This window comes from Bradyrhizobium sp. CCBAU 51753 (assembly GCF_015291565.1).
GTDB classification, from domain to species: domain Bacteria; phylum Pseudomonadota; class Alphaproteobacteria; order Rhizobiales; family Xanthobacteraceae; genus Bradyrhizobium; species Bradyrhizobium ivorense.
Window position 1 is genome coordinate 7,745,801 of sequence record NZ_CP030037.1, and the last position, 18,117, is coordinate 7,763,917.

Sequence of the window (18,117 nt, forward strand, 5' to 3'; positions counted from 1 at the left end):
CATGCCGAGGTTTGAACGCGCGGCGCTGCTGAAGAAATTTCACGACATGATCGCGCGCGGCGAGCCGATCGTCGGCGGCGGCGCCGGCACCGGGCTATCGGCGAAATGCGAGGAGGCCGGCGGCGTCGACCTGATCGTGATCTATAATTCCGGCCGCTACCGCATGGCGGGCCGCGGTTCGCTCGCCGGGCTGATGCCGTATGGCGACGCCAATGCGATCGTCGTGGAAATGGCCGGCGAGGTGTTGCCGGTGGTGACGAAGACGCCGGTGCTCGCCGGCGTCAACGGCACCGATCCGTTCCGCGACATGGACGTGTTCCTCGACCAGCTCAAGGCGCTGGGCTTCGCTGGCGTGCAGAACTTTCCGACCGTCGGCCTGATCGACGGCATCTTCCGCGCCAATCTCGAAGAGACCGGCATGTCCTACGCGCTCGAGATCGACATGATCGCCAAGGCGCATGACAAGGACATGCTGACCACGCCCTACGTGTTCAGCGAGCAGGAGGCCGCCGCGATGGCGATCGCCGGCGCCGACATCATCGTCTGCCATATGGGCCTGACCACCGGCGGCACCATCGGCGCGCAGACCGCGCCAAAACTTGCCGACTGCCCTGCCCGCATCGAGGCCTGGGCGGACGCCGCGCTCAGCGTCAACTCCGACGTCATCGTGCTCGCGCATGGCGGTCCGATCGCGGACCCGGCGGATGCCGATTTCATCATGAAACAAACCCGCAACTGCCACGGCTTCTACGGCGCCTCCTCGATGGAGCGGCTGCCGGTGGAGCGGGCACTGACGGATCAGGTTCGCAAGTTCAAGGCGATCGGCGCGCGATAGGCGCCGTGACCAAGGGAGGAAGAGATGTCGGGGATGCTGGTCGGTGAATTGATCCTCTGGCTCATCGTCGCGATCGTCGCGATCGTCATCATCGTCTATGTCGTGAACTGGCTGTACCACCGCTCGTCGAAGGAAGTCTCCTTCGTCCGCACCGGCTTCCTCGGCGAGCGTGTGGTGATCAACGGCGGCGCCTTCGTGCTGCCGTTCATCCACGACACCACGCCGGTCAACATGAACGTGCTGCCTATGGGGATCGTGCGCTCCCGGCAGGACGCCGTGATCACCCGCGACCGCATGCGCGTCGACATCGAGGCCGACTTCTACGTCCGCGTCCAGCCGACCCGCGAGGCCGTCTCGATCGCCGCCGCCACGCTCGGCCGCCGCACCATGGAGCCCGAGCAGCTCCACACCCTGCTCTCCGGCAAGTTCATCTCCGCGATCCGCTCGGTCGCCTCCGAAATGACCATGGAGCAGATGCACGAGCAGCGCGGCGACTATGTCGCCCGCGTCAAGGCCAATGCGGCGGAGGCGCTGGCGCAGAACGGCCTCGAGCTGGAGTCGGTCGCGATCACCGACCTTGACCAGACCGACCTGGAGTTCTTCAACCCCTCGAACCGCTTCGATGCCGAAGGCCTCACCCGCCTGATGGAGGACATCGAGGCCAAGCGCAAGCTGCGCAACGACATCGAGCAGGACTCGATGATCAAGATCCGCTCCCGCAACCTCGAAGCTGAGCGGCAGGCGCTGGAGATCGAGCGCGAGAGCGAGACCGCCCGCCTCGAGCAGGAGCGCGACATCGAGATGCGCCGCGCGCTGCAGCGGACCGAAGTGACCCGCGAACGCGCACTGCGCGAGACCGAGGCCGAGCAAGCCCAGATCGCCGCGCGCGAAGCGATCGAGAAGGCCCGCATCGCCAACGAGCAGGCGATCACTGAGGCGCGGATCGCCTCCGAGCGCGAAACGCGGCACCGGGAAATCGAGCGCACCCGCGCCGTGGAAGAGCGCGAGCTGCTGGCCCGCGAGGAGATCGAGAAGGCGCGGATCGCCAACCAGCGTTCGGTCGACACCACGCGTATCGCCTCCGAACGTGAAGTGCGCCAGCGCGAGATCGAGCGGATGCGCACGGTCGAGGAGGCCGAGATCGCGGCGCGCGAGGCGATCGAGAAGGCCCGCATCCAGCAGGACCGCGTCGTCACCGACGCCCGCATTGCCAACGAGGAAGAGACCCGGCGGCGCGAGATCGAGCGCACCCGCGCGGTCGACGAGGCCGAGATCGCCGCGCGCGAGGCCACCGAGAAGGCGCGCATCGCCCAGACCATGATGGTCAATGTCGAGCGCATCTCCTCCGACGAGCGCACCCGCGCGCTGGAGATCCAGCAGGTGCGCATCATCCAGGAAGCCGAGATCGAGGCGCAGAAGGCGGTCGAAGCCGCCCGCATTGCCCGCGAGAAGACACTGGCCGCCGAGCGCATCGCCGCCGACCACACCACGCGAAAGCTCGAGATCGAGCGCAACCAGGCGATCGAGATCGCCGGCATCAGCGCCCGCGAAGCCACCGAAGCGTCGCGGATTGCGCAGGAGGAGCACGTTCGCGCGCTCGAGATCGCCCGCACCCGCGCCATCGAGGAAGCCGATATCGCATCGCGCGAGGCGATCGAGGCGGCGCGCATCTCGCAGGAGAAATCGGTCGCCGCGCATCGCATCCGGGCCGAGCGCGAGACCCGCGGGCTCGAGATCGCACGCACCGAGGCGATCGAGGCCGCCGAGCTGAAGCGGCGCGACGCCATCGAGCGGCAGCGCATCGATGTCGAGCTGGCACTGGAAAGCGAGCGGATCGCCTCCTCGCGGACCCGCGAGGTGCTCAACATCGATCAGAAGAAGGCGATCGAGCTCGCCGACGAGGAGCGCGTGATCGCGCTCGCCGCCAAGCGCTCGGAGCGGATCGACGCCGACCGGCAGGTCCGGCAGGCCGAGATCGTGGCCCGCAAGGAGGTCGAGACATCAGATGTCACCCGCGAGCAGGCGCTGGAAGCGGCCCGGATCGGGCGGCGCCGCGCCATTGAGCAGCTCGAAGTCGCACGCAACCAGTCGCTGCAGGAAGCCGAGATCGCCGCGCGCGAGGAGGTCGAGCGCGCCCGCATCGCCTCCGACCGCGGCCTCGACGAGGCACGGATCGGCCGCGAGCGCGAGCTGCGCAAGCTCGAAGTCAACCGCGAAAAGGACGTCGAGACCACGCTGATGGAGAAGGCGATCGCGATCCATCAGAAGTCGCTGGAGGAGTCGGCGGCGCGCGCCGCGGCCGAGGAAGCGCGGATGCGCGCCACCGAGGCGGCCGAGCGCGTCGTCACCGCGCGCGAGAGCGAGATCGCAAAGCGTCGCAAAACCGTCGAGGTGCTGCTTGCCGAGAAGCAGGCCGAGGAGACAAGGATCGCGGCCGAGGCCGAGCGCGTCCGCTCCGCGGTCGAGGCCGAGGCGCAGCGGCTGCTCAACGAAGCCGAGAACGTGCTGACCGACCAGGCGCGCTACTCGCTGTTCCGCCGCAAGCTGCTCGACCGCATCGAGGGCATCGTGCGCGAGAGCGTCAAGCCGATGGAGAAGATCGAGGGCATCCGCATCCTCCAGGTCGACGGCCTCAACGGCAACGGCCATGGGGCGGGCGGTGGCCGCAGCGCCACCGACGAGGTGATCGACTCGGCGCTGCGCTACCGGGTGCAGGCGCCGCTGATCGATTCGATCCTCTCCGACATCGGCGTCGAGGGCGGGAGCCTGGCAAAAATGCCCGGCCTGATCCGCGAGGCGCGCGACATGCAGGGCATCAAGGACTCGGCGCGGAAGAGCGGCGGCGAGGCCAAGCCGGCGGCGCCGGAGGGCGGCGGCGAGCCGCGCCCGGAGCGCGCGCCGCGCAAGAAGGACTGAGCTGACGCCATGGCACGAGTCTACGTCTCCACCGTCGTCAACGCCCGCAACGACCGGGTCTGGGCCCGGGTGCGCGACTTCAACGGCCTGCCGAACTGGCATCCCGCGATCGCCGAGAGCCGCATCGAGGGCGGCGAGCCCTCGGACAAGATCGGTTGTGTGCGCGACTTCCGGCTGCGCAACGGCGACCGCATCCGCGAGAAGCTGCTGGGGCTGTCCGACTACGACATGTTCTGCACCTACTCGATCCTGGAATCGCCGATGGGCGTCGAGAACTATGTCGCCACGTTGCGGCTGACGCCGGTCACCGACGGTGACCAGACGTTTCTGGAATGGACCGCCGAGTTCGACTGCGCGCCGGAGCGCGAGAGCGAGCTCGTCAACAACATCGGCGGCGGCGTGTTCCAGGGCGGTTTCGACGCGCTGAAGCGGGCGTTCGGAGGATGAAAGCGTGATCGCACCTGCCACGAACGATGCACGTTGTACCCCCTCGCCCCGCCTGCGGGGAGAGGGTCGGGGTGAGGGGGAGTCTCCGCGGGGACGGTCGCAGTTCGACTCGTGGAGAGTCCCCCTCACCCGGAATTTGCGCGTTGCGCAAATTCCGACCTCTCCCCGCAAGCGGGGAGAGGTGAAGCGTGCCGATCCGCTAGTTCGAAACAAACTCTTCGAGGTGTAGCCGTGCCGCATATCGTCAAGAGCACGATCCTGGATGCGCCGACCGATGCGGCGTGGGCGGTGCTGCGCGATTTTAACGGCCACGACCGCTGGCATCCGGCGGTCGCGACCAGCGCGATCGAGCGCGCGCAACCGTCCGACAAGATCGGCTGCGTCAGGCGGTTCAAGCTGAAGGACGGCTCCGAGCTGCGCGAGCAATTGCTGGCGCTGTCCGACCTCGAACAGTCCTTCAGCTACTGCCTGCTCGATACGCCGGTGCCGATGTTCAACTACGTGGCGCATGTCCGGCTGCTGCCGGTCACCGATGGCGACCGCACCTTCTGGCACTGGGAATCGCGCTTCACGACCCGGCCCGAGGACCGGGACCGCATCACGCACATGGTTGCCGAAGACATCTACCAGGCCGGCTTCGAGGCGATCCGCCGGCATCTGAAGGAGGCCGCGTAAGCGGGGAACGACATCATGCCAGTCACGGTCAAGACCTTCACCAGCTCCCATGACGCAGCGGCGGCGCTGTCGGACCGCAGCGCCCGCTATCTCGGCGGCGGCACGCTGGTGATGCGGGCCCTGAACGAGGGCGACATTTCGATCTCGACCATCGTGCGCGCCAGCGACCAGGCCATGACGCGGATCGACGCGACCGGTTCGCGCATCACGCTCGGTGCCGGCGTCACCTTCGCGCGCATCCTCGCCGAGCGCGATCTTACCTTCCTGCACGCCCCTGCCCGCTCGATCGGCGGACCGGCGGTGCGCAACATGGGCACCGTCGGCGGCAATCTGTTCGCGCCGGTGCCCTACGGCGACTTCACGGTGGCGATGCTCGCGCTCGATGCCGTGGTGTCGGTGCAGGGCGGCCTTGGCGGCCGCGAGATCGCGCTCGACGAATTCCTGCAGTCGCGCGACAGGCAGGCCGGCACGCTGGTGCTGGCGATCTCCTTTGCCAAACCTGGCAGCGCCGATGCCTTCCACTACCGCAAGATCGCACGCATCAAGCCGAAGGGCGGCGCGGTGATCACGCTGGCCGCGCACCTGCCCATGAACGGCGGCCGCATCGTCGGTGCCCGCGTCGCGCTCGGCTCGATGGCGCCGACGCCGATCCGCGCCCGCGCCGCCGAACGCGCGCTGGAAGGACGATCGCTCGACGCCTCCACCATCAACGCCGCCGCCGCGGCAGCTGTCGAAGGAACTGCTCCGAGCGACAATGCGCTCGGCAGCGCCTGGTATCGCCGCGAGATCGTCGGCGTGCATCTCCGCCGTCTGCTCTCCGGTCAGGAATAGTTCGTCATGGCCACGACCGCACTTCAGTTCCAGCACAACGGCCGCGATGTCGCGATCTTCGTCGACGGCGGCACCAACCTCCTGGTGGCGCTGCGCGAGCTGATCGGCGACATGACGCCGAAATTCGGCTGCGGCCAGGGCGGCTGCGGCACCTGCAGCGTGCTGATCGACGGCGAGCTTCATCTCTCCTGCCTGACCTTGGCCGAGACGGTTGCCGGCCGCTCGGTCGAGACGCTCGACGGCATCAAGGACGGCCCCAATCTGCACCCGCTGCAGCGCGCCTTTGCCGATAATTTCGCCGCGCAGTGCGGTTATTGCACGCCGGGCATGCTGATGGCCGCAAAGGCGCTGCTTGACCGCAATCCGCAACCGAGCCGTGCCGAGGTGGTCGAGGCGATCTCCGGAAACATCTGCCGCTGCACCGGCTACGAGCCGATCATCAACGCCGTGCTGGCTGCCGCATCCGGCGGCCGCGCCCGCGCGTAAGGAAACAATATCATGCTGGAACTGCGCAAGGACCTGTTCGCCGACGAGCGCGACGACAACCTGAAGGAAATCGGCAAGGGCACGCAGCGCCAGGACATGCTCGGCCATGTCACCGGCACCTCGCCCTACTTCGACGACCACAAGCTGCAGGGCATGCTGCATCTGAAGGTGGTCCGCAGCGCCCATGCGCATGCGCGGCTACGCCGCATCGATACGTCCGAGGCGGAGCGGTCCCAGGGCGTGCGGCGGGTGATCCGCGCCGCCGACGTACCGCGCAACCTGAACACGCTGCTCAGCCTGATCAATTTCGGCAAGGACGACGAGCCGTCGCTGGCGGTCGACAAGGTGCGCTACAAGGGTGAGCCGGTCGTTGCGATCGTCGCCGACAGCCCGCGCCAGGCCTATGAGGCCATCGCGAAGGTGAAGATCGACTATGAGCCGCTGCCGACGGTGTTCGACGTCGAGGACGCGCTGAAGCCAGGCGCGCCCGTGGTCAACGAGGTCTATCCGAAAAACACCTTCACCTATCATGAGACCTACGACCACCAGCAACTGCGTTTCGGCGACGCCGACCGTGCGCTCGCCACGGCCGACCATGTGCTGGAGCAGCGCTACCAGATGTCGCCGATCGAGCACGCGCCGACCGAGACCAACGGCTCGATCGCAGCGCCCGACACCAACGGCCGCTACATCGTCTACACCTCGACGCAGGCGCTGTTCTTCTCGGTCGACACCTGCGCAAAAATCCTCGACGTACCCTCCAACACCTTCCACTTCATCGGCGGCACGGTCGGCGGCGGGTTCGGCGGCAAGGTCGACACGCTGACCGAGCCGCTCTGCATCCTCGGCGCGATGCTGACCGGGCGTCCGGTGCGCTACGTGTTCGGGCGCGAGGAGGAAATGCAATACGGCCCGCCGCGCGGCGCCGAGCGCATCTACATCAAGGATGGCGTGATGCACGACGGCCGCATCGTCGCCCGCAAGGTGCGCGCCTATTTCGACAGTGGCGCCTATACGCGGCTGTCGAGCTATGCCGCGGTGAAATGCGCCGCGCATCTGCCCGGCCCCTACACCATTCCGAACGTCCATGGCGACGTCTATTGCGTGTTCACCAACCGGACGCCGGCGACCGCGATGCGCGGCTTCGGGGTCACGGCGATGGACTTTGCCATCGAATGCCAGATGGACAAGCTCGCGTATCTGGTCGGCATGGACCCGATGGAGTTCCGGATCCTCAATGCCTATCGCGACGGCGACATGAAGGCGCACCGGCGCGAGGCCAAGAACACGGCGCTGATCGAATGCGTGCAGGTCGCCGCCGAAAAGGCCAAATGGCCGATCCGCGACGAGTACAAGCGCATGTCGTCGCGCAAGGATGGCGGCGGCATCCGCGCCGCGGTGACGCCGACGCCGCGCGAGACGCCTGCGCCGGCGGCCGCACCGATGCAGCAGCGCACGACATATGACCGCGCGCCCGCCGCGACCCACGAGCCGCCGCCACCTACTCCGCCGGCGCCGCCTTCGCCGCCGCGGCCATCGGCGCCGTCGCATGGCGCCACGCGGTTTTCTTCCGTCTTCGGCACCAGGAGGCGCTGACCATGACGAGACATCGCGGACGCGGCATCGCGTCGGTCAACTATCCCATCGGCATGAATCTCGGCGGCGATCCGAGCCAGGCGCTGGTGCATTCCAATCCGAGCGGCAAGTTCACGGTGGCGCTGTCCTCGATCGATCTCGGCCAGGGCATGAAGTCGGTGACGCGGCAGATCTGCGCGGAGACGCTCGGCGTTCCCGTCGAGGACGTCTATGTCGACACCGCCGACTCCGACACCGGCCCGCACTGCATGGGCTCGTTCGCCTCGCGCGGCACCCATCGCGTCGGCAACGCCGTGATGGCGGCGGCGCGCGAGGCGCGCGGCGTGATGATGGAGGCGGCCGCCGAGGAGCTTGAGGTGAATGCCGCCGACCTCGAGACCGACGGCCGCGGCAACATCCACGTCAAGGGCGCGCCGCACCGCTCGATCTCGACCAAGGACGTCGCGATCGCCGCGCAGTTCAAGCAGGGCAAGACCATCTCGGGCCGCGGCATCTTTCTGGTGCCGCTGTCCGACGTCGATCCGGAGACTGGCGAGATGTCGCCGGCGACGTGCTACGCGCATGCCTGCCTGGTCGCCGAGGTCGAGGTCGATGACGAAACCGGCGAGGTCGCGATGATCAGGATGGATTCCGCCTATGAGCTCGGTCGCGCGCTCAACCCGCGGCTGGTCGAGCAGCAGCTGGTCGGCGGCGCCTGGATGGGCGTCAGCCACGCGCTGTACGAGACGCCGGAGCCGTACTATCCCGAGCCGGTGCACGGGCCGCGCGACTTCGTCGAATACCTGATGCCGGGGCCGGGCGACATCTGCCCGCACGATATCGCCGTGCTGGAACGCCCGGCGCCCGACGGTCCGTTCGGCGCCAAGGGGCCGGGCGAGATGTGCGCCAATCCGGTGCTGCCCGCGGTCGCCAATGCGATCTTCAACGCCGTTGGGGTGCGGATCGACGATCTGCCGATCACGCCGGAGAAAGTGCTGCGCGCGATCAAGGCGCAGGGCGGCGCGCGGCCGCAGCCGCGGCGCTGAGGTTTTGCCATGCCGGTCCGCAGCAACATCGTCGGCATCGACAGCCCGGAGGCGCTGGAGAAGGCGCTGCGCGCGGCCTATTACCTCGCCGACGACGGCATCGCGACCGCGTCCTATCTCTCGCTCGCGCTCGGCAAGCCGCTGCTGCTCGAGGGCGCGCCCGGCGTCGGCAAGACCGAAGCCGCGAAAGCGATCGCCGCCGTTCTCGGCCGCAGGCTGATTCGCCTGCAATGCTATGAAGGCATCGACGCGTCGGCCGCGCTCTACGAGTGGAACTATCCGCGCCAGATGCTGGCGATCCGCCAGGCCGGCGAGGAGAGCATCGACATCTACGGCGAGTCGTTCCTGATCGAGCGCCCGATGCTCGCCGCGCTGCGCGCGCCCGATGCGACGGTGCTCTTGATCGACGAAATCGACCGCGCCGATCAGGAGTTCGAGGCCTTCCTGCTCGAATTCCTCTCCGACTTCCAGATCTCGATCCCCGAGCGCGGCACGGTGCGCGCCGCAGAGCATCCGGTCGTCGTGCTGACCTCCAACCGGACGCGCGACCTGCACGAGGCGCTGCGGCGGCGTTGCGTCTACCACTGGATCGACTACCCCAACGCCGAGCGCGAGGCGCGAATCGTGATGATGCGGGCCTCCAGCGTCGCGGAAGCGACGGCGCGGGCCGTCGTCGCCGCGGTCGGCCGTCTGCGCCGCGAGCCGCTGAGCAAGGCCCCGGGCATTGCCGAAGCCGTCGACTGGGCCGAGGCCGCGACGCTGCTCAACAAGGGCGGCGCGCGCTGGCCCGACGCATTCAAGCGCTCGATCGGCGTGGCGCTCAAGGATGAGGAGGACCTGCATTTCATTTCGCCGCGGCTCGACGTCATCATCGCGGAGGCGGCCGCGTGAGCGACGATCTGAAGCTGCCGCGCGCCGCGCAAATCTTCGTCTCCTTTGTCGCGCTGCTGCGCGCCAACGGCTTCTCGGTCGCGCCGGAGCAGACCACGAGTTTTCTCGCCGCGATCGAGCTGCTCGGGCCGCAGAGCCTCGGGCACATTCGCCGGGCCGGGCTCGCGACCTTGGCGCCGCCGCCGGAGCGCCGCGCGACCTATGACCGGCTGTTCGACATCCATTTCCGCGGCGCGGAGGCGATCGAGCAGGCCGAGGGCGAGGACGAGGAGACCGTCCGCCTGCAGGAAGAGGGCCGCGGCGACGACGAGCCGCCGCTCACTGAGGAGGCCAATGAATCCGGCCTCGCCGCCGCGCGCGCCGAGGCGCTGGTCGAGCGCCGCTTCGCGCAGACGTCGATGAGCGATCCACTGCGGCGATTGTCGCGCGAGGCGGCACGGCGGCTGCCGCGGCGGCGCGGCCACCGGCGGCGGCGGGCGCGCTCCGGCCCGTTCGCCGACCTCCGCCGCACCCTGCGCGACAGCGTCCGCAATGACGGCGAGGTGCTGCGGCTCGGGCGGCTGCGCCGCCGGCCGCGGGCGCGAAAAATGCTGCTGCTGATCGACGTCTCCGGCTCGATGAAGGCGCGCACCGAGGAGAACATGAAGCTGGCGCATGCGCTGATGCAGTCGGCCGGCAATGTCGAGGTGTTCACCTTCGGCACGCGATTGACCCGCATCACGGGCGCGCTGCGGCTGAAGCGCCGCGAGCAGGCGCTGAGCGCCGCGTCTTTCCTGGTCAGCGACTGGGACGGCGGCACACGGATCGGCGACGCGTTGCAGGCGTTTCTGGCCGTGCCGCGGTTCGGCGGCTATGCCCGCGGCGCCGCGGTCGTGATCGTGTCCGACGGCCTCGAGCGCGGCGACCCGGCTGCGCTGCGCGATGCGGTCGCAAAGCTGTCGCGGCGGGCCTGGCGGGTGAGCTGGCTGACACCGCTGGCGACCTCGCCGAGCTTCAAGCCGCAAACCGAGGCGCTGGTCGCGATCCAGCGCTTTGTCGATGATCTCGTCGACGGCGGATCGAGCGCGTCTGTTGTCGCGCATCTGCTGTCGCTCGGACGAAGGAGAGCTGCGTGACCGACATCGTCGACGGCCATCACCACATCTGGCGACAGGCCGATCTCGCCTGGCTGTCCGGCCCGATGCAGCCGCGCATCTTCGGCCCCTATGAGCCGATCCGCCGCGATTATCCGATTCAAGAGTATCTCGACGACCTCAAGAATACCGGCGTCACCCGCTCGGTCTATGTCCAAACCAACTGGCCGACCGGCCGGTTCGAGGACGAGGCGGCCTGGGTGCAGCAGACCGCGGACGCGCATGGCTGGCCACACGCGCTCGTCGCCTACGCCGATTTTTCCGTCGACGACGTCCGCCCACAACTCGATCGCCTGAAACGCTATCCGCTGGTGCGCGGGGTGCGCATGCAACTGCACTGGCATGACAACCCGCTGTATCGCTTCGCCGCGCGGCCCGACCTCTCCGCGGATCCGACCATCCGGCGCAATATCGGCCACCTCGCGGACTATGGCTGGAGTTTTGATCTGCAGGTGTTCGCGCCGCAGATGACCGAGGCCGCCGGCCTGGCCGAGGCCTGCCCCGGCGTCACCTTCATCCTGCAGCATGCCGGCATGCTGGAGGATCTGTCGCCGCAGGGCCGCGTCGCCTGGCGCGCCGGAATGGCCCGGCTCGCGCAGTGTCCGAACGTGGTCTCAAAACTCTCCGGGCTCGGCACCTTCATCCATCGCAACGATCCGGCCCACATCGCCGATGTCGTGACCGACACCGTTGCGATCTTCGGCGCGGAGCGCTGCCTGTTCGGCTCGAACTTTCCGATCGAGAAGCTGTGGACCAGCTATCGCGACCTCATCGACGCCTTCAAGGCGGCGGCTGCGCGGCTCACGCCTGCGCAGCGCGAAGCAATCTTCAGCACCACGGCGGCGCGGGTCTATCGGTTGGGGCCGTAAGCGCGCTGCGAACACAGACACAAGCAACGAACATGAATTGGGAGGAATGGGATGCCGTTGGAGATCAAGATCCTGGACTATGGCGATATCGAACTGGAATCGAGCTTCCTCGTCCTGGGACACAATTGCGGCCGGACCAAGCGCGTGCTGACGCTCGGCTTTCTGATCCTCGGCGGCCCCTATCCCGTGCTGGTCGACACCGGCTATCGCTCCAACCAGATCATGGAGACGCTCGGCATGCGCGGGCTCCAGTTCCACGAGAACATGATCGAGAACCAGCTCGCCCGCCACGGCGTGCGGATCGGCGACGTCCGCTTCGTCTGCCACACCCATCTGCACATCGACCATGCCGGCAAGGACGATCTGTTCCCGATGAACACCACGGTCGTGCTCAACCGCAAGGAGCTGGAATATTCGGTCTCCGGCCTGATGCATCCGCAATATCCGGCGCCCGACATCAAGCATTTGATCGACCGCCTGCACACCAAGAGCGCGCTGCGCTTCCTCGATCTCGAAATCACCGGCCCGGTCGAGCTGATGCCGGGCGTCTATTGCGACGCCGCCAACGCCCACACCGAGGGCTCGATGAACATCCACGTCCACACCGCCGACGGCATAGCGACGATCTGCGGCGACGTGATCTATGATTTCAACGACCAGATCGTAAATCCCTTCAACGAAATCCACGACGCCGAGCCACGCACCACCGGCAACCACGGCACCAGCAAGCGGGCGGAGAAGGCCGCGATCAAGAAGCTGCTCGCTAGCTCGCGCTATCTGCTGCCGGTGCACGATCGCCCGGCCAAGATCGAGGGCGGCATGGTGGTGGGACGGCTGCACGACCAGGTGCCCGGGCCGGTGGTGCAGAGCCTGCCGCAACGCAGCTGGTTTCCGGCGTAAGCGTAAAGGATCGACGCGATGACGCATGTCACGCTGCGCAGCGAGTTCGAGGACTTGATCGACCCCTACGCGCCGGTCGGCCAGGTCGGCACCGGCTTTGAGTTCACGGAAGGACCGATCTGGCATCCGCTCGAACACTTCCTGCTGTTCTCCGACATGCCCGGCGACGTGCGCCGTCGCTGGGACGCGCGGCGCGGCGTGGTCGAAGTCCGCCGCCCCTCGAACAAATGCAACGGCATGACCTATGATGCCGACCTCAATCTGATCGTCTGCGAGCACGCGACGTCGTCGCTGATCCGCGAGCGGCCGGACGGACGGCGCGAGGTACTGGCCTCGCATTACGACAACCAGGAGCTCAACAGCCCCAACGACGTCTGCGTGCACTCCTCGGGCGCGATCTATTTTTCCGATCCCTGGTATGGCCGGATGCCGGTCTATGGCGTCGAGCGGCCGCGCCAGCTCGGCTTTCAGGGCGTCTACCGCGTGCCATCAGGCGGCGGCGCGCCGCAGCTCCTCGTCGACCGCTATTTGTTCGATCAGCCGAACGGGCTGTGCTTCTCGCCCGACGAGCGCATCCTCTATGTCAACGACACCGTGCAGGCGCTGGTCCGTGCCTTCGACGTGACTCCCGACGGCGCACTCGCCAATCCGCGGGTGTTCGCCTCCGGCATCCGCTCCGAGCTCGAGCCCGGCCTGCCTGACGGCATGAAATGCGACCAGCGCGGCAATGTCTGGGTCACCGCGCCCGGCGGCGTCTGGGTCTATTCGCCCGCCGGCAATCTGCTCGGAAAAGTCCGCCTGCCGGAGCTGGTCGCCAACCTCGCCTGGGGCGGACCTGATTTCCGCACGCTCTATCTGACCGCGACCCATTCGGTCTATGCGATCCCGACCAAAGTCGGGCCACGCCACGAGCCTTATATGAGCGGCAAGCCCGGCGGCGCGGGCGCCGCCTCTCCGACACCGGTGCCGAACCTCGCTACCGGCGAGATGCGGATAGATCCGCAGCGCTGCGCGATGATCATCCAGGACATGCAGAACGACGTCATCATGGATGGCGGCGCGTTCGCGGACTCCGGCGCGCCCACCCATGCCCGCCAGCAGCATGTGATCGAAAACGTCCGTCGCGTTGCGGAGGCGGCGCGCGCTCGCGGCGTCGCCATCATCCACGTCTGGTTCGTCGTCGAACCCGGCGCGCCCGGCGTCACCTTGAATGCGCCGTTGTTCGAGGGGCTGGTCGACAGCAAGGCGATGGTGCGCGGCAGCTGGGGCGCAGCGCCAGTCTCCGGCCTCGAGCCGCGTCCGGGCGACTTCGTGGTCGAGAAGATGCGGATGAGCGCCTGGGAAGGCACCCGGCTGGAGACGATTTTGAAGGCCACCGGCCGCGACATGATCATCAACACCGGCGCCTGGACCAACATGTCGGTCGAGCACACCGCGCGCACCGGCGCCGACAAGGGTTTCTTCATGATCGTGCCGGAGGACTGCTGCTCGACCATGAACGCCGATTGGCACAACGCGGCGATCAATTTTGCGCTCCAGAACGTCTCGGTCGTGACCAACGCCGACACCGTGATCAAGGCGCTCGGCTGAAGGGGCTGCGGTGGTGCCAAAGCTGCTTCACCTCGCCTGTTCTCCGCGCACTGAGTCGGAATCGGCCGATGGCGCGCGGGTTTTCGTCGAGGCTTTTCGCACGGCGCGCCCGGACTGGGAGATCGATGCGATGAACCTGTGGCGCGAGCCGCTGCCGGATTTCGAGGGCTATCTGCTGGAGGCCAAATATTCCCGGCTCGGCGGCAAGCCCTTTACCAACTCGCAGCGCGACGCCTTCGCCGTCGCCGAGCGCCTCGCGTTGCGGCTGTCGCTGGCCGATCGCGTGCTGATCTCGACGCCGATGTGGAATTTTTCTATACCCTACAAGCTCAAGCAGTGGCTCGACGTCATCATCCAGCCCGGCCTGACCTTCCGCTTCGATCCCGCGACCGGCTACCTGCCGCTGCTCAAGGACCGGCCGACCGTCGTGATCGTCGCCAGCGGCAGCGACTTCGTCACCGGCATGAACCGCGGCCGCATCGACATGGCGACGCCCTATCTGCGCGAGGCATTGCGCTTCATCGGCATCAGCGACGTGCGCTTCGTGCCGATCGGCCCGACCACCGGCCCCACCGAGCCGATCCGCGCCGCGCGCGAGGCCGCGCACCGCAGACTGGCGGAGATGGCGGCAAGATTTTGACGAACGCCACTGTCAGTCCCGTCACCCTGATCAGGGGTTTGCTCAACTTGCTCGGTGTCATCACCCGGCTTGACCGGGTGATCCAGTATTCCAGAGACGCCGGTGATAGAAGCGAGGGGCCGCGGCGTACTGGATCGCCCGGTCAAGCCGGGCGATGACAACGGTAGATGAGGACAAAGCTTAACAAGCTCTCAGGATGACGGGCAGAGAAGAGCGCCCCCGATTCACATGTCAAACACCTTGCTCGGTGTCGTCCCGCAAAATTCCGTCACGCGGCACCGGACGTTAGACCAATTGCGTAAGTAGTCGTCCGGATACAGGCGGGTTCCCGATCTGGCTATGCAGCGTTCAGCCAACAAGAAGAAACGGCATGAAGAAGCTGATCGATCGCCATCGGGACATCCAGTACACGGTCACCAACATCGAACCGGATCTCTGGAGCTGGTCATTCGAAATCAACGGCAAGATCAAGCGCGGCACCACCCGTGCGCGGCTTGATCTGCTGGCGCAGCGGAGGGTCTGCACCATCATCGACCGCGAGCTGAAAAGCCTCGCGCGCAGCAGGCCGCGCGAGCCCGACTGAGCGCGATCTGCATCGGCCTCAATACCTTGCTGCAGGATATTCATCGCGCAAGGCACTTCCGTTCAAGGTTCGCGATTTTATCTTGGTCGACGACGATCCACAGCCAGCGCATCGAACGCGAAGCTGTCGGCCGCGTCTAGCGCACGCGCGAAGACCAGGAGCACTGCAATGGCCGAGATTTCCGGCATCGTGATCCCCGACAGCAAGATCGCCCGCGAGGCCGCCGAGCTGGTGCGGCAGCACGAATCCGAGATGCTGTTCAACCACTCGGTTCGGGTGTTCGCGTTCGGCGCGCTGAAAGGCATCCGGCAAAAGCTGAAGTTCGACGCCGAGCTGCTCTATGTCGCAGCGCTGTTTCATGACCTCGGCCTCGCCGACGCCTTCCATACCGAAACAAAGCGCTTTGAAGTCGACGGCGCCGACGCGGCGCGCGCCTTTCTCAGGAGCCACGGCATCCCCGAGCCGCAAGCGGACCTGGTGTGGGAAGCGATCGCCCTGCACACCACGCCCGGCATCCCGCAATACATGCGGCCGGAAATCGCGCTCACCAATGCGGGCGTGCTGGTCGATGTCGTCGGGATCGGCTACGACGACTACACGCCGGAGCAGCGCGATCAGGTCATCGCCGCCTTTCCCCGCGGCGATTTCAAGAATGAGTTCATCCAGGTTCAAACCTGCTCGGCACTGAAGAAACCGCAGACCACGTTCGGCACGGTCAACTTCGACTTCATCCAGGAGCACGACCACACATTCCACAAGCCCAACGCCTGCACGCGAATCCGCAATACGCCGTGGCGGAGCTAGGCGCCGGACGACATTGCTCAGATCATCTGTTATGAATGAGGTTGCGCAAGGCATGTTCTCATTCAACCATGAACGTTGTTTTTCATACCCTGGTTAGCGTGGCCACCGCCGCCGCCCTGTCGAGCCGGGTCAAAGAGAAGGAACCGCTTAATTCGACCAGCAATATTGCCGTGCTGGTCGCCGGGTTCACCGCGGGCGTGCTCTCACATGGCCTGCTTGATTGGCTTCCACATCAATATCCCCTCCGCTCCATCGCTGACGTCGTTGTCAGCCTGATCCTGTTCTCCGGTGTTTGGGTCCTCGCGCGTAAGGAAGCGCGATGGATATTGCTGACCTGCTTTCTGGGAGCGATCTTCCCCGATCTGGTCGATCTGGGGCCGGCCGTCCTCAACAAACAGATGCAATTGAGCTTGCCGATGGTCAAAACCTTCCCGTGGCATTGGAAGGAATATTCGGGCTCGATCTATGATGGCAGCCGCCGCTGGCTGTCGATTGCAAACCATCTAGCCGTCGTGGCTGCTAGCGGACTTCTTATCCTTCAATATCGGCGAGGCATAATCCGGAGATACGCCACGCCCTCGCAAAACACTTCATAGCGGAAGGCAGGCTGACCGCTCAAGGCAGGCATTCAGCCGCTGCTGGTTGCGGCCGGCCGCGGCTTTTGGGATCGTGCGCGGCGCGCATGCCATCACGCTGAACGGGAGTCCCGACATGGCCATCCTCAAGGACTTCACGATCGGCTTCTACAAAATCCCGCTTCCGGTGGTGCTGAGCGATAGCACGCATGGCGAGATCACGGCGTTCGAGCTGATCACGATCCGTGCCCGCGATGCCGACGGTGCCGTGGGAACCGGCTACACCTACACGGTCGGCCGCAACGGCGGCGCCGTCGCGGATATTCTGAGCCGCGAAATCGGCGAGGTCGCGCTTGAGATGGAAGCCGACGACACCGAGCAGCTCTGGCACCGCGTATGGTGGGCGCTGCACTATGGCGGCCGCGGCGGGCCGGCGGTGCTGGCGCTCTCGGCGCTCGACATCGCGCTGTGGGACCTGAAGGCGCGGCGCGCATCGTTGCCGCTGTGGCGGCTGCTCGGCGGCTTCGATCGCCGCGTGCCCTGCTATGCCGGCGGCATCGATCTCGATCTGCCGCTGGACGGGCTGCTCAAGCAGACCGACGACAACCTCGGCAAGGGATTTCGCGCCATCAAGATGAAGGTCGGCCGCCCCAGCCTCGCGGCCGACGTGGCGCGCGTCAAGGCGATGCGCGGCCATCTCGGCGACGAGTTTCCGCTGATGGCGGATGCCAACATGAAGTGGACCGTCGAGGAGGCGATCCGCGCCGCGCGCGCGCTGCAGCCGTTCGACCTGACCTGGCTGGAGGAGCCGACCATTCCCGACGATGTCGAAGGCCATGCGCGCATCCTCAAGGCGGGCGGCGTGCCGATCGCGGCCGGCGAAAATCTGCGCAGCCTGTGGGAGTTCAAGCCGTACATCGCCGGCGGCGCGCTGTCCTATGCCGAGCCCGATGTCACCAATTGCGGCGGCGTCACCAGCTTCATGAAAATCGCCCGCCTCGCCGAGGCGTTCAACATCCCCGTGACCAGCCATGGCGCGCACGATATCACCGTGCATCTGTTGGCGGCCTGCCCGAACCGCTCCTATCTCGAGGCGCACGGTTTTGGGCTCGACCGCTATATCGAACATCCGCTGGTGCTGGATCAGGGCATGGCGATCGCGCCGGATCGCCATGGGCACGGCGTCGCGTTCGACTGGAAGGGGTTGGACAAGCTCAGCGCGCGCTGAGTTTGTAGTGCATCGATTTGTCCGCGCATTCCGTTCACCTCTCCCCGACGGGGAGAGGTCGATTTGCGCAGCAAATCGGGTGAGGGGCCGCAG

Annotated in this window: 18 protein-coding genes; all 18 read left to right on the forward strand. The window is 66.7% G+C overall.

Annotation, left to right across the window (positions count from 1 at the left end):
* The first annotated feature begins 1 nt into the window (after position 1).
* The 18 genes from XH93_RS35410 to XH93_RS35495 all read left to right on the forward strand — a co-directional run bounded on the left by XH93_RS35410 (position 2) and on the right by XH93_RS35495 (position 18,024).
* Positions 2 to 835 (forward strand): phosphoenolpyruvate hydrolase family protein, encoded by an 834-nt coding sequence (locus tag XH93_RS35410; RefSeq protein WP_194471022.1) that lies wholly within the window; start codon positions 2 to 4, stop codon positions 833 to 835.
* 24 nt (positions 836 to 859) lie between these two features.
* Positions 860 to 3,751 (forward strand): flotillin family protein, encoded by a 2,892-nt coding sequence (locus XH93_RS35415; RefSeq protein ID WP_194471023.1) that lies wholly within the window; start codon positions 860 to 862, stop codon positions 3,749 to 3,751.
* Positions 3,752 to 3,760: 9 nt separating this feature from the next.
* The gene (locus tag XH93_RS35420) at positions 3,761 to 4,198 is read left to right on the forward strand and encodes an SRPBCC family protein (protein WP_194471024.1); all 438 of its coding nucleotides are present in this window, start codon (positions 3,761 to 3,763) and stop codon (positions 4,196 to 4,198) included.
* A 231-nt stretch (positions 4,199 to 4,429) separates the two neighbouring features.
* A complete protein-coding gene (locus tag XH93_RS35425) occupies positions 4,430 to 4,873 on the forward strand; it encodes an SRPBCC family protein (protein ID WP_194471025.1) in 444 nt (147 codons plus the stop codon).
* 15 nt (positions 4,874 to 4,888) lie between these two features.
* Positions 4,889 to 5,704 carry a xanthine dehydrogenase family protein subunit M gene (locus XH93_RS35430; RefSeq protein WP_194471026.1) on the forward strand — a complete coding sequence of 272 codons (816 nt, stop codon included), beginning with the start codon at positions 4,889 to 4,891 and terminating at the stop codon, positions 5,702 to 5,704.
* A 6-nt stretch (positions 5,705 to 5,710) separates the two neighbouring features.
* Positions 5,711 to 6,190 (forward strand): (2Fe-2S)-binding protein, encoded by a 480-nt coding sequence (locus XH93_RS35435; protein WP_194471027.1) that lies wholly within the window; start codon positions 5,711 to 5,713, stop codon positions 6,188 to 6,190.
* Between the two features lie 12 nt (positions 6,191 to 6,202).
* A complete protein-coding gene (locus XH93_RS35440) occupies positions 6,203 to 7,786 on the forward strand; it encodes a xanthine dehydrogenase family protein molybdopterin-binding subunit (protein ID WP_194471028.1) in 1,584 nt (527 codons plus the stop codon).
* A gap of 2 nt (positions 7,787 to 7,788) precedes the next feature.
* A complete protein-coding gene (locus XH93_RS35445) occupies positions 7,789 to 8,811 on the forward strand; it encodes a xanthine dehydrogenase family protein molybdopterin-binding subunit (RefSeq protein ID WP_194471029.1) in 1,023 nt (340 codons plus the stop codon).
* A 9-nt stretch (positions 8,812 to 8,820) separates the two neighbouring features.
* Complete coding sequence (locus XH93_RS35450) at positions 8,821 to 9,702, forward strand: MoxR family ATPase (protein WP_194471030.1); 882 nt, start codon at positions 8,821 to 8,823, stop codon at positions 9,700 to 9,702.
* Positions 9,699 to 10,817 carry a VWA domain-containing protein gene (locus XH93_RS35455; protein ID WP_194471031.1) on the forward strand — a complete coding sequence of 373 codons (1,119 nt, stop codon included), beginning with the start codon at positions 9,699 to 9,701 and terminating at the stop codon, positions 10,815 to 10,817. Before XH93_RS35450 ends, XH93_RS35455 begins: the two co-directional genes overlap by 4 nt.
* On the forward strand, positions 10,814 to 11,704 hold the full coding sequence (locus tag XH93_RS35460) for an amidohydrolase (RefSeq protein WP_194471032.1): 891 nt from the start codon (positions 10,814 to 10,816) through the stop codon (positions 11,702 to 11,704). The genes XH93_RS35455 and XH93_RS35460 overlap by 4 nt, the downstream gene beginning before the upstream one ends.
* 51 nt (positions 11,705 to 11,755) lie before the next feature.
* The gene (locus XH93_RS35465) at positions 11,756 to 12,604 is read left to right on the forward strand and encodes an MBL fold metallo-hydrolase (protein WP_194471033.1); all 849 of its coding nucleotides are present in this window, start codon (positions 11,756 to 11,758) and stop codon (positions 12,602 to 12,604) included.
* Between the two features lie 18 nt (positions 12,605 to 12,622).
* Positions 12,623 to 14,194, forward strand: coding sequence for an isochorismatase family protein (locus tag XH93_RS35470; protein WP_194471034.1), 1,572 nt, complete (start codon positions 12,623 to 12,625; stop codon positions 14,192 to 14,194).
* A 13-nt stretch (positions 14,195 to 14,207) separates the two neighbouring features.
* Positions 14,208 to 14,834: an FMN-dependent NADH-azoreductase gene (locus tag XH93_RS35475; protein WP_194471035.1), complete on the forward strand. Its 627-nt coding sequence runs from the start codon at positions 14,208 to 14,210 to the stop codon at positions 14,832 to 14,834.
* A 370-nt stretch (positions 14,835 to 15,204) separates the two neighbouring features.
* Positions 15,205 to 15,417 (forward strand): hypothetical protein, encoded by a 213-nt coding sequence (locus XH93_RS35480; protein WP_194471036.1) that lies wholly within the window; start codon positions 15,205 to 15,207, stop codon positions 15,415 to 15,417.
* A gap of 168 nt (positions 15,418 to 15,585) precedes the next feature.
* Positions 15,586 to 16,221 carry an HD domain-containing protein gene (locus tag XH93_RS35485; RefSeq protein ID WP_194471037.1) on the forward strand — a complete coding sequence of 212 codons (636 nt, stop codon included), beginning with the start codon at positions 15,586 to 15,588 and terminating at the stop codon, positions 16,219 to 16,221.
* Positions 16,222 to 16,289: 68 nt separating this feature from the next.
* Complete coding sequence (locus tag XH93_RS35490; RefSeq protein ID WP_194471038.1) at positions 16,290 to 16,817, forward strand: hypothetical protein; 528 nt, start codon at positions 16,290 to 16,292, stop codon at positions 16,815 to 16,817.
* A gap of 115 nt (positions 16,818 to 16,932) precedes the next feature.
* Positions 16,933 to 18,024: a mandelate racemase/muconate lactonizing enzyme family protein gene (locus tag XH93_RS35495; RefSeq protein ID WP_194471039.1), complete on the forward strand. Its 1,092-nt coding sequence runs from the start codon at positions 16,933 to 16,935 to the stop codon at positions 18,022 to 18,024.
* Positions 18,025 to 18,117 lie beyond the last annotated feature (93 nt).

Excerpts from the sequence above, each read along its gene's own strand:
- XH93_RS35410 (WP_194471022.1), top strand. The coding sequence starts at position 2 with ATGCCGAGGTTTGAACGCGCGGCGCTGCTGAAGAAATTTCACGACATG.
- XH93_RS35415 (WP_194471023.1), top strand. The coding sequence starts at position 860 with ATGTCGGGGATGCTGGTCGGTGAATTGATCCTCTGGCTCATCGTCGCG.
- XH93_RS35420 (WP_194471024.1), top strand. The coding sequence starts at position 3,761 with ATGGCACGAGTCTACGTCTCCACCGTCGTCAACGCCCGCAACGACCGG.
- XH93_RS35430 (WP_194471026.1), top strand. The coding sequence starts at position 4,889 with ATGCCAGTCACGGTCAAGACCTTCACCAGCTCCCATGACGCAGCGGCG.
- XH93_RS35435 (WP_194471027.1), top strand. The coding sequence starts at position 5,711 with ATGGCCACGACCGCACTTCAGTTCCAGCACAACGGCCGCGATGTCGCG.
- XH93_RS35440 (WP_194471028.1), top strand. The coding sequence starts at position 6,203 with ATGCTGGAACTGCGCAAGGACCTGTTCGCCGACGAGCGCGACGACAAC.
- XH93_RS35445 (WP_194471029.1), top strand. The coding sequence starts at position 7,789 with ATGACGAGACATCGCGGACGCGGCATCGCGTCGGTCAACTATCCCATC.
- XH93_RS35450 (WP_194471030.1), top strand. The coding sequence starts at position 8,821 with ATGCCGGTCCGCAGCAACATCGTCGGCATCGACAGCCCGGAGGCGCTG.
- XH93_RS35465 (WP_194471033.1), top strand. The coding sequence starts at position 11,756 with ATGCCGTTGGAGATCAAGATCCTGGACTATGGCGATATCGAACTGGAA.
- XH93_RS35470 (WP_194471034.1), top strand. The coding sequence starts at position 12,623 with ATGACGCATGTCACGCTGCGCAGCGAGTTCGAGGACTTGATCGACCCC.
- XH93_RS35480 (WP_194471036.1), top strand. The coding sequence starts at position 15,205 with ATGAAGAAGCTGATCGATCGCCATCGGGACATCCAGTACACGGTCACC.
- XH93_RS35485 (WP_194471037.1), top strand. The coding sequence starts at position 15,586 with ATGGCCGAGATTTCCGGCATCGTGATCCCCGACAGCAAGATCGCCCGC.
- XH93_RS35490 (WP_194471038.1), top strand. The coding sequence starts at position 16,290 with ATGAACGTTGTTTTTCATACCCTGGTTAGCGTGGCCACCGCCGCCGCC.
- XH93_RS35495 (WP_194471039.1), top strand. The coding sequence starts at position 16,933 with ATGGCCATCCTCAAGGACTTCACGATCGGCTTCTACAAAATCCCGCTT.